An 18,673-nucleotide genomic window follows, 5' to 3' on the forward strand; every position below is an offset into this window, starting at 1 on the left:
TGGCCGCGAAGGGTTTGCCGGTATGATAGGCACCCCCGCCGTCCGGATTGCGAAATACGCCATGACCTTGCAGTACCCAACCATCGCCGATTGCGTCGGCAATACGCCACTGGTTCGCCTGCAGCGCATCGCTGGCGACACCAGCAATACCCTCCTGCTCAAGCTCGAAGGTAACAATCCTGCCGGCTCGGTGAAAGACCGCCCGGCGCTGTCGATGATCGCTCGCGCCGAACTGCGGGGCCAGATCAAGCCAGGCGATACCCTGATCGAAGCCACCTCCGGCAACACCGGCATCGCCCTGGCGATGGCGGCGGCGATCAAGGGCTACAAGATGATCCTGATCATGCCCGACAACTCCACCGCCGAGCGCAAGGCCGCCATGACGGCCTATGGCGCCGAGCTGATCCTGGTGACCAAGGAGGAGGGTATGGAGGGCGCCCGTGACCTGGCCGAGAAGCTGCAGGCCGAAGGCCGTGGCCTGGTGCTCGACCAGTTCGCCAACGGCGACAACCCGATCGCCCACTACAACAGCACCGGCCCGGAAATCTGGCAGCAGACTCAGGGCACCATTACCCATTTCGTCAGCTCCATGGGGACCACTGGTACCATCATGGGCTGCTCGCAGTACCTCAAGGAGCAAAACCCCGCGGTGCAGATCATCGGCCTGCAACCGATGGAAGGCTCGGCTATTCCGGGCATTCGCCGCTGGCCCGAGGAATACCTGCCGAAAATCTTCGACGCCACCCGCGTCGACCGCGTGGTCGACATGTCGCAGCAGGAAGCCGAAGACACCACCCGTCGCCTTGCGCGTGAAGAGGGCATTTTCTGCGGCGTGTCTTCTGGTGGTGCGGTCGCGGCCATGTTGCGTCTGTCCCGCGAAGTGGAAAATGCCGTAATGGTCGCGATCATTTGCGACCGCGGCGACCGTTATCTGTCCACCGGCCTGTTTGATCCACGCTAAATGTCCAAGAAAAAAAGCAACAGCGGCCTGCGCTTCCAGCCGGCCGGCGGCAATCGCACCCCGCAGGTCCCAGTGGGCAAGAAGCAGCGCCTGGACATCGAGCGCCTGGCCGGTGACGGCCGTGGCATCGCCTTCCTCGACGGGCGTACCTGGTTCGTCAGCGGCGCCTTGGCCGGTGAGGCCGTGGAGGCGCGGGTGCTCAACGCCCGTGGCAAAGTGGTCGAGGCACGCCTGGAGCGGTTGCTGCAGGCCGCGCCCGAGCGCCGTGAGGCGCCATGTCGCTACTACGACCGCTGCGGTGGCTGCAACCTGCAGCACCTGCCGCACGACGCGCAACTGGCGCTGAAGCAGCGCACCCTCGCCGAGCAGCTGCAGCGGGTGGCCGGTGTGCAACCCGAGGCGTGGGCCGCCCCCCTGAGCGGGCCGGAATTCGGCTACCGGCGCCGCGCCCGTGTGGCCGTGCGCTGGGACGTCAAGGCGCGTCAGTTGGAGGTGGGTTTGCGCGCCGAAGCCAGCCAGGACATCATTGCCATCGACGATTGTGCAGTGCTGGTACAACCCTTGCAGTCCATTTTGCGCCACTTGCCGACTGTGCTGCGTTCGTTGAGCAAGCCGCAGGCGCTGGGCCATGTAGAGCTGTTCAGTGGCACCGCCGAGGCGGTTCTGGTGCGCCACGTCGCGCCATTGCCGGCTGAGGACCAGGCCAGGTTGCAAGCGTTCTGCGAGCAGGCCAACGCCCAGCTGTGGCTGCAAGGCGAAGGTGAGCCGGCGCCAGTGGACCCAGCGGCGCAGTTGGGCTTTGCCCTGGCACCCTGGCAGCTGGAGCTGGCCTGGCGCCCGGGCGATTTCGTGCAGGTGAATGCCCAGGTCAATACAGCGATGATCGAGCAGGCCCTGGCCTGGCTCGCGCCACAAGCCGACGAGCGTGTGCTGGACTTGTTCTGCGGTCTGGGCAACTTTGCCCTGCCGCTGGCCCGCCAGGCGCGTGAAGTGGTGGCAGTGGAAGGTGTACAGGCCATGGTCGATCGGGCCGCGGCCAATGCCCGGAACAACAATGTGCATAACGCACGGTTTTTTCAGGCCGATTTATCGCAGCCTTTGGCCGGCACCGGATGGGCCGCCGAGGGCTTTTCTGCGGTACTCTTGGATCCACCGCGCGACGGTGCTTTCGAGGTGGTGCAAGGCATCGCCCGCCTCAAGGCCAGCAGGCTGGTCTACGTATCGTGCAACCCGGCCACGCTGGCGAGAGACGCCCAAGTGCTGGTCGGCCAGGGGTACCGGTTAAAAAGGGCCGGGATTCTCGACATGTTTCCTCAGACGGCGCATGTCGAGGCCATGGCGTTATTCGAAGCGGGCTAGCTGACTGGCCCCTTGGTGCGGTTGCCACGGAAGGGCGGCCGCACGGTGATCGCCAGCACACCGGTATGGTGTGCTGCATGGAAAGGTAAAACAAAGATGGTACAGGTGAGAGTGCACCAGCCGGTCAACACCGACGGCAGTATCAATCTCGAAGCATGGTTGGACCATGTGGTAAGCGTCGATTCGGCACTGGATCGCGCAGCGCTGAAAGAAGCCTGCGAGTTTGCTCTTGAGGTAGAGAAAAAGGGCAACCCGGCCAAGCATTCCTGGGCGGATGGTACGTCCAGCTTCCAGGCAGGCCTGGAAATCGCCGAAATTCTGGCTGACCTCAAGCTCGACCAGGACTCTCTGGTGGCTGCGGTCATCTACCGCTCGGTGCGCGAGGGCAAGGTCACCCTCGCCGAGGTCAGCCAGCGTTTTGGCCCGGTGGTGTCCAAGCTGATCGACGGCGTGCTGCGCATGGCCGCCATCAGTGCCAGCCTCAGCCCACGACAGTCGCTGGTGCTGGGCTCACAGGCGCAGGTCGAGAACCTGCGCAAGATGCTGGTGGCCATGGTCGACGACGTGCGTGTGGCGCTGATCAAGCTGGCCGAACGCACGTGCGCAATCCGGGCGGTCAAGTCCGCCGATGACGAGAAACGCCTGCGTGTCGCGCGTGAAGTGTTCGACATCTACGCGCCGCTCGCGCACCGCCTGGGTATCGGTCACATCAAGTGGGAGCTGGAAGACCTGTCCTTCCGCTACCTGGAGCCCGACCAGTACAAGCAGATCGCCAAGCTGTTGCATGAGCGGCGGCTGGACCGCGAGCGCTTCATCAGCGACGTGATGAACCAGTTGCAGAACGAGTTGCTCGCCACTGGCGTAAATGCCGACATCAGCGGTCGGGCGAAACATATCTATTCGATCTGGCGCAAGATGCAGCGCAAAGGCCTGGAGTTCAGCCAGATCTATGACGTGCGTGCGGTACGCGTGCTGGTGCCGGAAATCCGCGACTGCTACACCGCGCTGGGCATCGTGCACACCTTGTGGCGGCATATTCCCAAGGAGTTCGACGACTACATCGCCAACCCCAAGGAGAACGGCTACCGCTCGTTGCACACTGCGGTAATCGGCCCCGAGGGCAAGGTGCTGGAGGTGCAGATCCGCACCCACGGCATGCACGAAGAGGCCGAACTTGGCGTATGCGCCCACTGGCGCTACAAGGGCACCGACGTCAAGCCCAGCTCCAACCACTACGAAGAGAAGATTTCCTGGTTGCGCCAGGTGCTGGAATGGCACGAAGAGCTGGGCGACATCGGTGGCCTGGCCGAGCAGTTGCGGGTCGACATCGAGCCTGACCGGGTTTATGTGTTCACCCCCGACGGCCACGCCATCGACCTGCCCAAAGGCGCCACGCCACTGGACTTTGCCTACCGCGTGCATACCGAGATCGGCCACAACTGCCGCGGCGCGAAGATCAACGGCCGTATCGTGCCGCTGAACTACAGCCTGCAGACTGGCGAGCAGGTGGAGATCATCACCAGCAAGCACGGCAACCCCAGCCGCGACTGGTTGAACTCCAACCTGGGCTACGTGACCACCTCGCGGGCGCGGGCCAAGATCGTCCACTGGTTCAAATTGCAGGCCCGCGACCAGAACGTTGCTGCCGGCAAGACCTTGCTTGAGCGCGAGCTTAGTCGTCTGGGCCTGCCGCAGGTTGATTTCGAACGCCTGGCCGAGAAGACCAACGTCAAGACCGCCGAGGACATGTTTGCCGCGCTCGGTGCTGGCGACTTGCGCCTGGCTCATCTGGTCAACGCTGCCCAGCAGTTGCTTGAGCCCGAGCGTATCGAGCAGATCGAACTGGTGCCGCGCAAGCCTACCGGGCCGCGTACCGGCAAGCGTGGCGACATTCAGATCCAGGGGGTCGGCAACCTGCTGACACAGATGGCCGGCTGCTGCCAGCCGCTACCGGGCGATGCCATTGTCGGTTACATCACCCAGGGCCGGGGCGTGAGCATTCATCGCCAGGACTGCGCCTCGGTATTGCAGCTGGCGGGCAAGGAGCCAGAGCGCATGATCCAGGTGAGCTGGGGGCCGATCCCGGTGCAGACCTACCCGGTCGACATCGTCATCCGTGCCTACGACCGCCCGGGGTTGCTGCGCGATGTGTCGCAGGTGCTGCTGAACGAGAAGATCAACGTGCTGGCGGTGAACACCCGTTCGAACAAGGAAGACAACACCGCGCTGATGTCGCTGACCATCGAGATTCCAGGCCTGGACGCGCTGGGGCGCCTGCTGGGGCGGATCTCGCAGTTGCCGAACATCATCGAGACGCGGCGTAATCGTACCCCTTGAGACCGGGGCGCCAGCTTCGCGGGCTTGCCCGCTCCACAGGATGGATGCAGGTTTCGAAATCTGCACCGTACCTGTGGGAGCGGGCAAGCCCGCGAAGAAGCCACCACCGAAGGACCTGCCTGTATGACCTACACCCTTGACGACCTGCTGCACCTCATGGCCCGCCTGCGCGACCCGCAGTACGGCTGCCCGTGGGACCTGAAGCAGAACTACGCCAGCATCGTCCCACACACTATCGAAGAGGCCTACGAGGTCGCTGACACCATTGAGCGCGGCGATTTCGAGCACTTGCAAGGTGAGTTGGGCGATTTGCTGTTCCAGGTGGTCTACTACAGCCAGCTGGCCCGCGAAGAAGGGCGTTTCGAGTTCGATGGCGTGGTCGACAGCATCACCCGCAAGCTCATCCGCCGCCACCCGCACGTTTTTCCGACTGGCGAGCTGTACGCGCCGCTGGACACGCCCAGCCTGAGCGAAGCCCAGGTCAAGTCGCGCTGGGAAGAAATCAAGGCCGAAGAGCGTGCGGAGAAGAGCCAGCCCGAACAACTGTCGCTGCTTGATGACGTGCCAGCAACCTTGCCGGCACTATCGCGGGCAGCCAAACTGCAAAAACGCGCGGCCACGGTCGGTTTCGACTGGCCGGCGGCGTTGCCGGTGCTGGACAAGGTCCGCGAAGAGCTGGATGAAGTGCTGCAGGCCATGGCCGACGGCGACGCCGATGCGCTGGAAGATGAAGTCGGCGACTTGCTGTTTGCTGCGGTCAACCTGGCCCGCCACCTCAAGCAAGACCCAGAGCATGCGCTGCGCCGCGCCAATCGCAAGTTCGAACGACGTTTCCGTTTTATCGAACAGGCATTGCGCGACAGTGGCCGCCCCATTGAAGATTGTGACCTTGACGAGCTGGATGCCCTTTGGGGGGAAGCCAAACGTCAGGAAAAGAACCTGCCCAGCTGCGGCTGAGCTGTTGCATAAGTGAGTGAATATTCATGAGCCTTTCCCTTCGCGACCAATTGCTCAAAGCCGGTCTGGTCAACCAGAAACAGGTCTCGCAGACCAACAAAGCTGAAAAGAAACAGAAGCGCATGGAGCACAAAGGCCAGGTCGAAGTCGACGACAGCCAGCAGCGCATGGCCAAGGAGGCCATGGCTGAAAAAGCCAGGCGTGACCAGGAACTGAACCGCCAGCAGCAGGAAAAGGCCGAGCAGAAGGCCCGTGCCGCGCAGGTCAAGCAACTGATCGAAGCCACTCGCCTGCCCAAGCTGAGCACCGAGGATTACTACAACTTCGTCGACGACAAGAAGGTCAAGCGTATTGCCGTCAACGCCCTGATGCGTACCAAGCTGAGCAACGGCGCGCTGGCCGTGGTAGCCCATGCCGGTGGTTACGAGGTTATCCCTCGTGAGGCCGCCTTGAAGATCCAGGAGCGCGACCCTGGCCGTATTCTGCTGCTCAACAGCCATGTCGAGGAAACGGACGAAGACGACCCGTACGCGGCTTACAAGATCCCTGATGACCTGATGTGGTAAACACTAAAACCCCGCCTTGGCGTTAATGCGGTTTATTCAAGATCGCAGGGCCGCTCTGCGGCCCTTTCGCGACACGCGCGTTCTCAAGAAGACGCTGGCCTTGCGTCGCGAAAGGGTTCGCCGCTCACCGAACCGGCGCAGTTAGTCACTTGCACTCTCGTCTTGGTTCCATCCGTTCGTCGGACATTTCTTAGGTTTCCGGCACAACGGCTAGCCTCCAGCTTAGCGTCAGGGATAGCGCTGAACATTCGGTCCAGGAAGGGCCCGTACGCCTCGTCGTCCCGACGCTTTATCTGCTGAGGAGACGACAATGAAAATAACCCTGAAACGGTTGGCGTGCCTGGGTGCGAGCTTCACCAGTGCTTTCGCCATGGCCGATGCGGCCAGCCCGCCGGTGCTGTCACCTGCGATTCCCTTCGATGTCACCGCCAATCCCCCCTTCACCCTGGACAACCTGCAACACGATTTCGACGTGCTGTCGTGGCAAACCTTCGTCGCCCTGAACTGGCCCGCCAACGCCGACGGCAGTGCCAACACCTCGGCGAAGATCGGCGCGCCCGGCAAGACGGTGTGGGAGTCGTGGAAAGAAAGCTACGAGATTTTCCTGCCCAAGGGTCAGAAACCCGTCGCCTGGGACCAGCAGGCGCCCGTGCCCGAGGCCTGCCAAGGCAAGGGTGACTTGCCGGTGTTGCAACAGATGGGCAAGGTCGCCGGGGTACTCGATGAGTTCATCCAGCCGTTCAAGACCGGCCCGCTGGTCGACCAAAGCGGCACCTACACGCGCAACGCGATCATGGTCAACCAGCCGATGTTCGATGACATCGTCAACAATGGCCTGTACAGCAAGGAAGGCCAGCAGGCGTTCCTGAGCAAGGCCGACAACCGCATCGCTTTCGCCTGCGGTTCGCAGAAGGCCCAGCAGGTCGGCGCGATCATGGTCAAGTCGGCCTGGAAAGTGCTCGATGGCAGCGACAACCCGCAGGAGTTCCACGCCGTCGACGCGCTGGTCTACACCCCCGGCAACGCCGACCCGAACAAGGGGGCGGTGATCCCCGAATCGTGCAATGCGCAGAAGGTCGGGCTGGTAGGCCTGCACATCGTGCACAAGACCGAGGGCGCTCCGCAGTGGGTATGGTCGACGTTCGAGCACGTGCGCAACGTGCCGGAAAAGACCACGCCAATGAACGAGCGCAAGGGGCCCTACCTGTTCTACGACGCCCAGGCCAGCGACCGCCCGGTGAACGAGCCGCCCGCGCAACCCTGGGACCCGTCGAAGAAGGCCATCCCTTCGCAGATCGTGCGTGAAATTCCCATCACCGCCGCCACCCAACAGCTCAACGCGCAGTGGCAAGGCGCGCTCAAGGGCACGGTGTGGGCCAACTACCACCTGATCAGCACCCAGTGGCCCACCGACCCGGCCGATGATTGCCAGGTGCCGTCGCCGACCAACCCGCTAGGTACGCCTGCGCCGAACTTCCTGGCCAACGCCACCCTGGAGACCTACAACCAGGGCACCACCCCGCAGGCCTCGTCCAGCTGCATGGAGTGCCACAACAACGCGACCACCCGCGTGACCCAGTCACCACGCACCAGCTTCGCCGATTTCACTTTCCTGCTTGAACGTGCCCAATCCACCGGCGCCAAGGAGTGATGCCATGAGCGACCAGAACCTGCAAAATTTCATCGGCTTGTCTGCCGTGCTCACTGGCCTGTCGGCCAAGCTGCTGGCGCCTTCCGTTGACCCGATCAACCTGCCGCCGGTGTTCTTCGCCACTGCCCAGCAAGGCATGGGCCTCGAGGCGTTCAGCAGCCTGCTGGAGCTGTACGCCAGCATCCAGAGCCAACCGCCCGCGCAAATCGCCAGCGCCGTGCTCGATAACGCGAACCCACAAATTGCCCAGGGCGCCCGCTCGATCATGAAGCTGTGGTTGCTCGGCAGTTGGTACCAACCCTATGACCTGGGCAGCGCCCGCACGGGTGACACGCGTGTGGTCTCCGACCAGGCCTACAAGGAGAGCTGGGCATGGAAGATCGCCCAATCTCACCCTATGGGCTACAGCCAGTTCCACTTCGGATACTGGGGTGAGCAGCCACCGACCCTCAAGCAATTCACCGGTGTCGACGCCAAGGAAGGGCAGCAGCCATGAGCAATGTACAAACCCAGAACATCGAAACCGCTGATGTGATCGTGGTGGGGGCCGGTATGGCCGGCAGTGTCATGGCCTACCAGTTGGGCCTGGCCGGGTTGAAAGTGCTGGTGCTCGAGTCGGGCCCGGCCATTCCACCGAATCGCAGCGAGTACCTGGAGCGCTTCTACACCGCGGTGCTCAAGGCGCCCGAGTCGCCGTACCCACCTGAGCAGAGCGAGCAGACCCCGGCCACGCAGTTCGCGCCACGGGCGACCATCCAGGACCTGATCACCGCAGGTAGCCAAGACCCGAACAAGGCGCAGAAAAGCTACCTGGTGCAGAAGGGGCCGCACCTGTTCGCCAGCACCTACGAGCGGGTAGGCGGCGGCACCATGTGGCACTGGATGGGCACGGCCCTGCGCCTGTTGCCCAACGACTTTCGCATGCGCACTGCCTACAACGTCGGGGTCGACTGGCCGCTCAGTTACGACGACCTGCAGACCGCCTACTGCCGCGCCGAGGAGGAGATGGGCGTGTCCGCCGATGTCGCCTCGCAGACCTACCTGGGCGTGACCTTTCCGCAGGGCTACAAATACAGCATGCATGGCATCCCGCCGTCGCTGGTCGACCAAGGCCTGGGCAACCACGTCACGGGCACCGTGTACCAAAGCCCGGAGAAGGGGCCCGACGGCAAGCCGTACCCAGGTGTCACCCTTAACGTCCGGCAGACCCCGGCCGGGCGCAACTCGCAGAATGATAACGGCCGCCGGGTGTGCGCAGGCAACACCAGCTGCACGCCGATCTGCCCGATCCAGGCCAAGTACGACGCCACCGTGACCATGGCCAAGGCACTGGATACCGGCAACGTGCGCATCCTTTACCAGACTGTGGCGAGCCAGGTGCAGGTCGATGCCAATGGGGTCACGGGCATCGATTTCATCCAGTACCAGAACAACGGTACGCGCCAGAACGGCACGGCCCAGGGCAAACGCTACGTGATCGCCGCCCACGCGATCGAAACGCCGAAGCTGTTGCTCAACTCCATCGGCCCGAACAGCCCTAAAGGGGTTGCCAACAGCAGCGGCCAGGTCGGCCAGGCATTGGCTGACCACCCGGTGTACCTGGCCTGGGGCCTGATGCCCGAAGGCAAGCCGCTGTTCCCGTTCCGGGGGCCGTTGTCCACCTCGGGGATCGAGGACATGCGCGATGGCCCGTTCCGCAGCCAGCGTGCCGCCTGGCGTATCGAAATCGGCAACGAGGGCTGGAACTGGTCGGTGAACGACCCCTACACCTCGGTCTGCGATTTCATCGACGGCACCAACCACGGCGGCGCTAACCCCAGCAAGCTGGCGTTGTCTGGCCAGGCGCTGGTGCAGCAGCTGAACAGCGTGCTGACCCGCCAATTCCGTCTGGGCTTCTTGGTCGAGCAGGTGGAAAAAGACCCCGACAAAGCGCTGTGCCGGGTGGAGAGGAGCACGGAGTTCACCGACGGCCTGGGCCTGCCTCGGCCACAGATCACCTACGAACTGTCCGACTACACCAAGGAGGGTTTCAAGCAGGCGCGCCTGGCCGCCACGCACATCATCACCGAGCTGATGGGCGCCACCGAGCTGACCGACCTGAACCCTAAGCTCGAGCCCGGCTCGCAAACGGTGTTCGAGTACGACGGCCAGAACTACGCGTTCTACGGCGCAGGCCACCTGATGGGCACCTACCGCATGGGCTCGGACCGTACCAGGTCGGTGGTGGACAAGGACCAGCGCAGCTGGGACCACCCCAACCTGTTCCTGGTCGGCGACGGCGTGTTCCCCACTACCGGCACCGCCAACCCGACCTTGACCATCACTGCGTTGACGTTCCAGGCCGCCGACGTGGTGGCCAGCGACCTGCTCAAACGCACCGTGCAGGTGCAGGCCAACCAGGCATGGCAGGGCACGGGCATGCAGGTCAATGGGCAGAGCTGGCAGTTGGCGGTATGCACGGGCGGGCAGTGGACGGCGAACCCGGCCACCGGCATGGTTGGCGCGGCAGGCAACCCAAGGTTGATCGCCAAGCCCGGCTATGCCTTGCCTGGTCAACCGGAAGGGGCGTTGATCGGGCGTATCGGTAACAGCGGCGTGCCGTTCCTGGTCGGCGATCAGGTGCAATTGCCGCGCGGCCAGCAAGGTGAGTTGCAGCTGTGCATCAATGACGACCTGGACGGGCGTTACGGGGCTGGCCTGAGCGATAACCTGGGCAGCCTGTCGGTAGAGGTGCGTTTCGGGGCGGTGTAGGCCCTGACATGGCAACCCCACAATGCTCCGGCAATGCCGCAGTATTGTGGGGTTGCTCACTCAGCCCTGGTGAGTCAGGGGTTCGCCGCAATGGGCAGGGTCATTGTGTGGCGCGCTGGTTTTCCAGGTCTTCAAGCTCAACGCGGTATTGGTGTGCTTCGTGTTCGTTATGGAACATGCCCACCAGTTGACCTTGTTGGTACACATCCCAGATCCGCACGCCAGCGGCCAGGCCTTCGTGGGACATTCTCGATTCGTCGCGTTCGGTTACTTGGACAGTCATCGGTAAACTCCACTTCTTCAAGATGGCTGCGACAGTGTGTCGCACGTCTTCTTTATAGAGTTTGTTAGCAGACTAAGTAAGTAAAACAGGCATGAAACAAGTTTCATGAAGCTCGAAGGGATGCTGCCCGGGGGGGGCTTCTTCGCAACAAAGAAAAGCCCCGCACAGGGCGGGGCTTCGGGTGTTGCAGGCGGTGCGCGATCAGTTGCCCTTCACCGGCTTGCCATCGACCGTGCCATCCTGCAGCACGATCACGTACTCCTTGCCATCGGTCTCTACCTGGCGCAGTTGCACCAGCAGGTAGTCCCAGTTCTTGGCAAACCACAGCTCGGTGATGCGCTTGCTCTGGCTGGGATCGCGCACGCGCTCGACCTTCACGGCATCGACCTGGCCGGTCTTGGTGGTGACCTTTTCGGTGCCCAGCACGCGGAAGTCGTAGGTGTCGATCTCGTCGCCGTCCACCACCTGGTAGGTCATGCTCTTCTTGCCTGCGGCCACGTCGTGCTGCAGGGCCAACTGGTAGGAGGACTTGTCCAGTACACCGCGGTTCAGTGGCAGGCTGACGGCATCGCCACGGTCGCTGCCGGTGATCTTCTTGGTGCTCCAGTCGAAGTCCAGGTCGACCTTCTTGGCCTTGCCCAGGCCGCCGCGCTCGAAGTGATACTTCTGCGGCAGCAGGGTGTCGTTTTCCAGGCGCAGGGTGCTTTGCTCGGTCAGGCTGGCGATCATCATGGAAGCCTTGAAGTTAAGGTCCCAGGTGCCGTTGGCATTTTTGACCAGGCTGCGCTCGGCGGTGCCGCTCATGGGCAGCTGCTTCCAGTCGGCGGTGTAGCTTGCCGAGAACGGCTTCAGATCAGCTGCCTGGAGGGGCAGGGCGAGCACGGCGAGAGCCAAGAGCAGGGCGCGACGCATAAATTCTCCTAGGATCGAATCAAGTGACCGCTGGCCGCCAGTGGCTGGCCGTCCAGTAATGCACCCTGTTCGCCAAGACGCAAGCGCCCTTCAGCGAACCAGCGCACCGCCAGTGGGTAGATCAGGTGTTCCTGATGGTGTACCCGCTGTGCCAGGCTTTCGACGGTGTCATCAGACGCCACCGGTACCACAGCCTGTACGACCAGTGGGCCGCCATCGAGTTCCTCAGTCACGAAGTGTACGCTGCAGCCATGCTCGGCGTCGCCAGCTTCCAATGCCCGGCGATGCGTATGCAGGCCCTTGTACTTGGGCAGCAGCGACGGGTGGATGTTGAGCAGGCGGCCCTGAAAGTGGCGCACGAAGTCGCCACTGAGGATGCGCATGAAACCGGCCAGCACGACCAGGTCCGGGGCAAAGCCGTCGATGCGCGCCATCAGCGCGGTATCGAAGGCTTCACGGCCGTCGAACTGGGTGTGGTCGAGCACGACGCTGTCGATGCCGGCCGCTGCGGCGCGTTGCAGGCCGTAGGCATCGGCGCGGTTGGAAACCACCGCGCGGATACGCACCGGGCTGTCCTGCCCTTGGCAACTGTCGATCAGGGCTTGCAGGTTGCTGCCGGAGCCCGACAGCAGTACCACTACATTGCAGGTCTTGCTCGGCATCAGTGTGCCTTGAGGTTCTGCAGCTCGACCTGGGCAGCGCCTTCGGCGGCTTCGGCGATATGGCCGATTACCCACGGTTGCTCACCGGCGGCGCGCAGTTCGTTCAGGGCGGCTTCGACCTGGTCCTGGGCCACGCAGATGACCATGCCCACGCCGCAGTTCAGTACGCGGTGCATTTCGTGCTCGTCGACGTTGCCCTTTTCCTGCAGGAAGTCGAACACCGCCGGGCGCTGCCAGCTGGCCACGTCAACCACGGCCTGGGCGTTTTTCGGCAGTACGCGCGGGATGTTGTCCAGCAGGCCGCCGCCGGTGATGTGGGCCATGGCCTTGACTGCGCCGGTGTTCTTGATCAACTGCAGCAGCGGTTTGACGTAGATGCGGGTCGGCGCCATCAGCAGGTCGGTCAGCGGCTTGCCGTCCAGCTGGGTGTTCTCGATGTCGGTAGCCGACACTTCGAGGATCTTGCGGATCAGCGAGTAGCCGTTGGAGTGCGGGCCCGAGGACGGCAGGGCGATCAGCGCGTCACCGGTGGCAACCTTGGAGCCGTCGATGATTTCGGCCTTTTCCACCACGCCTACGCAGAAGCCGGCCAGGTCGTAGTCTTCGCCTTCGTACATGCCAGGCATTTCGGCGGTTTCACCACCGACCAGCGAGCAGCCGGCCAGTTCGCAACCGGCGCCGATGCCGGTGACCACAGTGGCAGCCACGTCAACGTTCAGCTTGCCAGTGGCGTAGTAGTCGAGGAAAAACAGCGGCTCGGCGCCGCACACGACCAGGTCGTTGACGCACATGGCGACCAGGTCCTGGCCGATGCTGTCGTGCTTGTTCAGGTTCAGCGCCAGGCGCAGCTTGGTGCCGACGCCGTCGGTGCCGGAGACCAGCACCGGCTGCTTGTAGCCGGCCGGGATCTCGCAGAGGGCGCCGAAGCCGCCCAGGCCACCCATGACTTCAGGGCGTGCGGTGCGTTTTGCCACGCCCTTGATGCGTTCGACCAGTGCTTCGCCGGCGTCGATGTCTACACCGGCGTCCTTGTAGCTCAGGGAGGGTTGCTTGCTCATTGATCCAGGCCTTTAGGAGGGAGGGATTCTTAAAAACGACCATGACGGCCAAGGCCGGCTGATAAGCGGCGGCGGTCTGAAACGTCAGTGGTCTGTGAAGGCGCGCGATTTTATCAGGGTTGCCGGGCAGCGGCCATCCTCAGGCCGACGGGCAGGGCGGTAATTGTTGAAAAAAGCTGGAGGGTGGTTGATGCGGTTGCATGTGTATAAGCTGCAAGCTACGAGCTTCACGCTGCACGACAATGCAGCCTGGCACTCGGCCTGCTTTTTCTTGCAGCTTCAAGCTTAAGGCTTGAAGCTCGACTGGACAGGAATCCTCCATGCGTTTGTTCAATATTCTGGCAGCCGGTTGCCTGGCCCTGATCTCGGCCACTGCCCTGGCTGAAAATGTCCCCGGCCTTTATCAGGTGCGCGAACCGGTCACCGGGCCGGGCGCCGAAGCCCGTACAGCAGCCACAGTCAAAGCCCTGGACACGTTGGTGCAGCGTTTGACCGGTGACCCTAAGGCCGTGCAGAGCCCTGCATTGGCCGAGCTGCGCAAGGACCCACAGCAAATCATCAACCAGGTAGGCAGCGAAGCCGGCCCGCCCGAGTCGGTAGTGGTCGAGTTCGACCCAGGTAGCACCGAGCGGGCTTTGCGCAAGGCTGGCCTGGCGCTGTGGGGCAGTAACCGGCCCTCGATACTGGGGTGGTGGTTGAACGACACCGTTGAGGGCAGCAACCTGGTCGGTGATGGCCAGGCCAGTGCCCAACCCCTGCGCCGCGCCGCCCAGCACCGTGGTCTGCCGTTGCGCTTGCCGCTGGCCGACTTGCAGGAGCAACTGGTCGCCAATGCCAAGCAGATCGAAGGCAACGATCCGGCGCCGCTGCGCGACGCTTCCGAGCGCTACGGCGCCGATGCTTTGCTGGCGGTACATGCCCAGGAAGCCGACGGCAAGTGGCGGGGCAAGTGGCAGCTGTGGCTGGGCGACCAGCGTGAGCAGGGCACTGCCGAGGGCGCCGACCAGGCCGCCTTGGCTGACGCGGTGATGATGGCGGTAAGCAGCCGCCTGGCGCCGCGCTACGTTACCCGGCCGGGAGCCAGCAGCCAGTTGCAGGTGCAAGTGCAGGGCATGAACCTGCAGCGCTATGCCGAGCTGGCCCGCGTGCTGGAGCCCTATGGCCCACGCTTGCAGGCGGCTGAAGGCACTACCCTGACCTACGGGGTTACGGGCAATCGTGAACAGCTACGTGCCCAGCTTGGCCTGGCCAAGCTGCAGGAAGTGCCGGTCGAACAGGCACCGCCGGTGCCGGCCATGCCAGCACCGGCAGTGGACGCCGCTGCCGGGCAGCCCGCGCCTGCGCAGCCAGCACCCAAGCCGTTCGACGGCTTGCGTTTTCGCTGGTAAGGGGCGCTTACCGTGACTGACATGCGTCGCTGGATCTGGCTGGGCGCTGCACTGCTGATCGCTGTGCTGCTTTATAGCCTGCACAATATTCTTACGCCGTTTCTGGTCGGCATCATGCTGGCCTACCTGGCCGACCCGCTGGTCGATCGTCTCGAGCGCCTGGGGCTTTCGCGTACCTGGGGTGTGGTGGTGGTGTTCGGCCTGTTCACCCTGTTGCTGTTGGCGTTGTTGCTCGTGCTTGTGCCGATGCTGGCCAAGCAGTTGGTGCGCCTGTACGAGTTGGCGCCGCAGATGCTCGACTGGCTGGAGCATGTCGCGCTGCCGTGGGTACAGGGCCGCCTTGGCCTGGCCGATGGTTTCTGGAAGTTCGACAAGATCAAGGCAGCCATCGGCGCGCACATGGGGCAGACCACCGATATCGTCGGCATGCTGCTGTCCCAGGCCACTGCCTCAAGCCTGGCGTTGGTGGGCTGGTTGGCCAATATGGTGCTGATCCCGGTAGTGGGCTTCTATCTGCTGCGCGATTGGGACTTGATGATGGGCAAGCTGCGCGGCCTGCTGCCGCGCCAGCGCGAGCCGCAAGTGATGGGCCTGGCAGGTGAGTGCCATGAAGTGCTGGGGGCATTCGTGCGCGGGCAACTGATGGTGATGCTGGCCCTGGGCGTCATCTATTCAGCCGGCCTGATGCTGGTGGGGCTCGAACTCGGTCTGCTGATCGGCATGCTTGCAGGCCTTGCGGCCATCGTGCCGTACATGGGCTTCATCATTGGCATCGGTGCCGCGCTGGTGGCCGGCCTGTTCCAGTTCGGTGGCGACCTGTACCCGATGCTTGGCATCGTTGCGGTGTTCATGGTCGGGCAGGCGATGGAGGGTATGGTGCTGACTCCTCTGCTGGTGGGCGATCGCATCGGCCTGCACCCTGTTGCGGTGATCTTTGCCATCCTCGCCGGGGGGGAACTGTTCGGCTTCACCGGTGTGCTGCTGGCGCTGCCGGTGGCGGCGGTGATCATGGTGCTGCTGCGGCATGTGCATGACCTGTACAAGGAGTCGGATATGTACGCCGGGAATATCGACCCGGAGCTTTGAACGCCCCCGAGCGTGGTTTGTCCTGCATCCGCCGCTCGCTTGTGCAGCGCAACTTGTTGATTTTGCTTGCCCTATCTGCAGTCGAGATTGTGCGCCCCGCGTTGCGGGTATAGACTTTGCAGATTGTTCACCAAAGGCCCCCAGCGGTCCCGTCGACCGCCCGCGAGCATGAAACCACCGATCCAGTTGCCCCTGGGTGTGCGCCTGCGCGATGACGCCACCTTCATCAACTACTATCCGGGCGCCAATGCTGCGGCATTGGGTTACGTCGAGCGGCTATGCGAAGCCGACGCCGGCTGGACCGAGAGCCTTATCTACCTGTGGGGCAAGCAGGGTGTTGGCCGTTCCCACCTGCTGCAGGCCGCCACCCATCGCTTCCAGCAACGTGGCGAGCCCGCTGTCTACCTGCCGCTGGCGCAATTGCTCGACCGTGGCGTAGAACTGCTCGACTACCTGGCCCAGTACGAACTGGTGTGCATCGACGATCTGCATGTGATCGCCGGCAAGGCGGATTGGGAAGAGGCCATGTTCCACCTGTTCAACCGCCTGCGCGACAGTGGCCGACGCTTGCTGCTGGCTGCCTCGGCATCACCGCGTGAGCTGCCGATCAAGCTGCCGGACCTGAAGTCGCGGTTGACCCTGGCCCTGGTGTTCCAGATGCGCGGCCTGTCCGACGAAGACAAGCTGCGCGCCTTGCAGCTGCGAGCTTCGCGCCGTGGCCTGCACCTGACCGACGAGGTCGGCCATTTCATCCTCACCCGCGGCGCGCGGAGCATGAGCGCATTGTTCGACTTGCTCGAGCGCCTCGATCAGGCGTCGCTGCAGGCACAACGCAAGCTAACCATTCCGTTTCTCAAGGAAACCCTCGGCTGGTAACCCCCTGAAAACCCTGGGCCAGAGCGGTAAAACAAAAAAGTCACATCTTTTTCGATAAAATTTGCAAATGGCCATGATAGAGCGCATAGTTTCACCCTTCTAAAGGATTACAGACACGGTCGTGCCCATGCTGAAGCGCTTCGCACCCCTCGTGCCACTCGCACTCGTGACCCTGCTTTTTGGCTGCGCGGCCCAAGGCCCGGTATCTCAGCCTCAGGATCACACCCCGATCACTGCACAATCGGCAATCAACGCCAAAGCCTCTTCCTCGTCGGTATTCGGCGAGCCGGAAGAGCTGGCCACCGAAGATGACCTGGCGTCTTTCTCCGGCAGCAAGCCTTACCAATTGCCGGTTCTGGCTGACAGCATTCTCGAGCGCGGCATGTCGTTGATCGGCACCCGCTACCGCTTCGGTGGTACCTCGGAAAAGTCCGGCTTCGACTGCAGTGGCTTCATTGGTTACCTGTTCCGCGAAGAAGCGGGCATGACGCTGCCGCGCTCCACGCGTGAAATGATCAACGTCGATGCGCCGAAAGTGGCCCGCAACAAGCTCAAGCCAGGTGACTTGCTGTTCTTCAGCACCAATGGCCGCGGCCGGGTAAGCCATGCCGGCATCTACCTGGGTGACAACCAGTTCATCCACTCCAGCAGCCGCCGCAGTGGTGGTGTGCGCATCGACAGCCTCGGTGATCGTTACTGGAGCAAGACCTTCATTGAAGCCAAGCGAGCCTTGGCCATGGCGCCGACCAACATCGCGCGCAACTGATATCAAAATGATGTACCCTGCCGCGGCGGTGATGCTTTGAAAAAAAGCACACCGCCGTGCGCATTTACAGAAAGCGTCTAATCTAAATTCTCAACTCTTTTCGGCTGCAGCGCAGCGGTCTCAGACAGGATGTTCTGGCCATGGTAAAGATGGCGCGCTTCGCATTTCTCTCCTTGGCAGCCTTGCTGGCTGCATGCTCCAGCCGTGCGCCTGCGCCGGCCCCTGTGGTACAGCCGCAGGTTACCTATAGCCAGCCCAGTCCTTCACCGATTGCCGATGACGTGTTGATCCGCGCCATTGGTCTGGTTGGCACGCCCTATCGTTGGGGCGGCAATACGCCGGACTCCGGCTTCGACTGCAGCGGTCTGATCAAGTATGTGTACCGTGATGCTGCTGGCATCAGCCTGCCGCGCTCGACGCGAGAGATGATTGTCATGCGCGCACCGACGGTGGATGTCAGTTCGCTGCAGTCTGGTGACCTGGTGTTCTTCGCCACCAGTGGGGGCTCGCAGGTCAGCCATGCCGGCATCTATGTCGGGGACGGGCGCTTCGTGCATGCACCTTCCACCGGTGGCACCGTACGCTTGGACTACCTGTCAAACAGCTACTGGGCCAAGGCCTACCTGCAGGCCAAGCGGGTGATTCCGCAAGGGCATCTGGCACAGAACCCTTGATATCCATGCCTGTTTAGCGGCCCCCTCGAGCTCGGGGCCGATACCGGCTGCCTGGATTCAAGGTGTTTTGCTCACCTGCCAGACCACCCGCTTCGATTGACGCTCCCGGTGCAACCCTCTAACCTTCGCGGCGTGTTTCAGGTGCCCTGCCAGCCCCGACTGGGCAGGGTGAAACTGGGAAGCCGGTGGGCGCCAGCATGGCGCGATTCCGGCGCTGCCCCCGCAACGGTGGATGAGTAAAAGGCCGCGCAGGGCCACTGGATGCCAGCATCCGGGAAGGCGCGCAGGCCAGGGCCAAGGCCCACTCACAAGCCCGGAGACCGGCCTGATACTGCCAACGGCATCACGGAGGGTGATGCGCGGTGCACCGTGGCGCCCAGCCATGG

17 protein-coding genes and 1 riboswitch are annotated in these 18,673 nt (G+C 63.1%); of the genes, 13 read left to right on the top strand and 4 right to left on the bottom strand.

The window, feature by feature from the left end; all coding sequences use genetic code 11:
- Positions 1–61 precede the first annotated feature (61 nt).
- The 8 genes from cysM to FQ668_RS07490 all read left to right on the top strand — a co-directional run bounded on the left by cysM (position 62) and on the right by FQ668_RS07490 (position 10,582).
- Positions 62–961 carry a cysteine synthase CysM gene (gene cysM, locus FQ668_RS07455; RefSeq protein ID WP_014592110.1) on the top strand — a complete coding sequence of 300 codons (900 nt, stop codon included), beginning with the start codon at positions 62–64 and terminating at the stop codon, positions 959–961.
- Positions 962–2,320, top strand: a complete 1,359-nt coding sequence (rlmD, locus tag FQ668_RS07460) for a 23S rRNA (uracil(1939)-C(5))-methyltransferase RlmD (protein WP_019436748.1) — start codon at positions 962–964, stop codon at positions 2,318–2,320.
- Between the two features lie 96 nt (positions 2,321–2,416).
- Entirely contained in the window at positions 2,417–4,657 is a 2,241-nt protein-coding gene (gene relA / locus FQ668_RS07465) for a GTP diphosphokinase (protein WP_019436749.1), read from the top strand.
- Positions 4,658–4,780: 123 nt separating this feature from the next.
- A complete protein-coding gene (gene mazG / locus FQ668_RS07470; RefSeq protein ID WP_014592107.1) occupies positions 4,781–5,614 on the top strand; it encodes a nucleoside triphosphate pyrophosphohydrolase in 834 nt (277 codons plus the stop codon).
- A gap of 26 nt (positions 5,615–5,640) precedes the next feature.
- Positions 5,641–6,180, top strand: coding sequence for a DUF2058 domain-containing protein (locus FQ668_RS07475; protein WP_003252424.1), 540 nt, complete (start codon positions 5,641–5,643; stop codon positions 6,178–6,180).
- Positions 6,181–6,490: 310 nt separating this feature from the next.
- Positions 6,491–7,831: a hypothetical protein gene (locus tag FQ668_RS07480; protein ID WP_019436750.1), complete on the top strand. Its 1,341-nt coding sequence runs from the start codon at positions 6,491–6,493 to the stop codon at positions 7,829–7,831.
- Between the two features lie 4 nt (positions 7,832–7,835).
- The gene (locus FQ668_RS07485; protein WP_014592105.1) at positions 7,836–8,327 is read left to right on the top strand and encodes a sorbitol dehydrogenase; all 492 of its coding nucleotides are present in this window, start codon (positions 7,836–7,838) and stop codon (positions 8,325–8,327) included.
- The gene (locus FQ668_RS07490; protein ID WP_014592104.1) at positions 8,324–10,582 is read left to right on the top strand and encodes a GMC oxidoreductase; all 2,259 of its coding nucleotides are present in this window, start codon (positions 8,324–8,326) and stop codon (positions 10,580–10,582) included. The genes FQ668_RS07485 and FQ668_RS07490 overlap by 4 nt, the downstream gene beginning before the upstream one ends.
- Before the next feature lie 100 nt (positions 10,583–10,682).
- On the opposite strand, the gene FQ668_RS07495 is transcribed toward FQ668_RS07490, so the two are convergent.
- The 4 genes from FQ668_RS07495 to purM form a co-directional block, all read right to left on the bottom strand.
- Entirely contained in the window at positions 10,683–10,865 is a 183-nt protein-coding gene (locus FQ668_RS07495) for a hypothetical protein (RefSeq protein ID WP_003252431.1), read from the bottom strand.
- Between the two features lie 201 nt (positions 10,866–11,066).
- Positions 11,067–11,777, bottom strand: coding sequence for a DUF3108 domain-containing protein (locus FQ668_RS07500; RefSeq protein WP_010952720.1), 711 nt, complete (start codon positions 11,775–11,777; stop codon positions 11,067–11,069).
- Between the two features lie 8 nt (positions 11,778–11,785).
- Positions 11,786–12,439 (bottom strand): phosphoribosylglycinamide formyltransferase, encoded by a 654-nt coding sequence (gene purN, locus FQ668_RS07505; RefSeq protein WP_019436751.1) that lies wholly within the window; start codon positions 12,437–12,439, stop codon positions 11,786–11,788.
- A complete protein-coding gene (purM, locus tag FQ668_RS07510) occupies positions 12,439–13,497 on the bottom strand; it encodes a phosphoribosylformylglycinamidine cyclo-ligase (RefSeq protein WP_003252437.1) in 1,059 nt (352 codons plus the stop codon). Before purM ends, purN begins: the two co-directional genes overlap by 1 nt.
- 320 nt (positions 13,498–13,817) lie before the next feature.
- Here purM and FQ668_RS07515 point away from each other — a divergent pair, with 320 nt between their 5' ends.
- From FQ668_RS07515 to FQ668_RS07535, 5 genes are all read left to right on the top strand, one after another.
- Complete coding sequence (locus FQ668_RS07515; RefSeq protein ID WP_014592101.1) at positions 13,818–14,885, top strand: DUF2066 domain-containing protein; 1,068 nt, start codon at positions 13,818–13,820, stop codon at positions 14,883–14,885.
- Positions 14,886–14,897: 12 nt separating this feature from the next.
- Positions 14,898–15,971, top strand: coding sequence for an AI-2E family transporter (locus tag FQ668_RS07520; protein WP_019436753.1), 1,074 nt, complete (start codon positions 14,898–14,900; stop codon positions 15,969–15,971).
- Between the two features lie 168 nt (positions 15,972–16,139).
- Positions 16,140–16,847, top strand: a complete 708-nt coding sequence (gene hda / locus FQ668_RS07525; RefSeq protein ID WP_003252443.1) for a DnaA regulatory inactivator Hda — start codon at positions 16,140–16,142, stop codon at positions 16,845–16,847.
- Positions 16,848–16,974: 127 nt separating this feature from the next.
- Positions 16,975–17,613 (top strand): C40 family peptidase, encoded by a 639-nt coding sequence (locus FQ668_RS07530; RefSeq protein ID WP_003252444.1) that lies wholly within the window; start codon positions 16,975–16,977, stop codon positions 17,611–17,613.
- A gap of 140 nt (positions 17,614–17,753) precedes the next feature.
- Entirely contained in the window at positions 17,754–18,287 is a 534-nt protein-coding gene (locus FQ668_RS07535) for a C40 family peptidase (protein WP_014592098.1), read from the top strand.
- A 122-nt stretch (positions 18,288–18,409) separates the two neighbouring features.
- A riboswitch (cobalamin riboswitch) is annotated at positions 18,410–18,631 on the top strand.
- Positions 18,632–18,673: the final 42 nt, after the last annotated feature.

Origin of the sequence: Pseudomonas sp. Kh14, assembly GCF_900291005.1 — a bacterium.
GTDB classification, from domain to species: Bacteria; Pseudomonadota; Gammaproteobacteria; order Pseudomonadales; family Pseudomonadaceae; genus Aquipseudomonas; species Aquipseudomonas alloputida.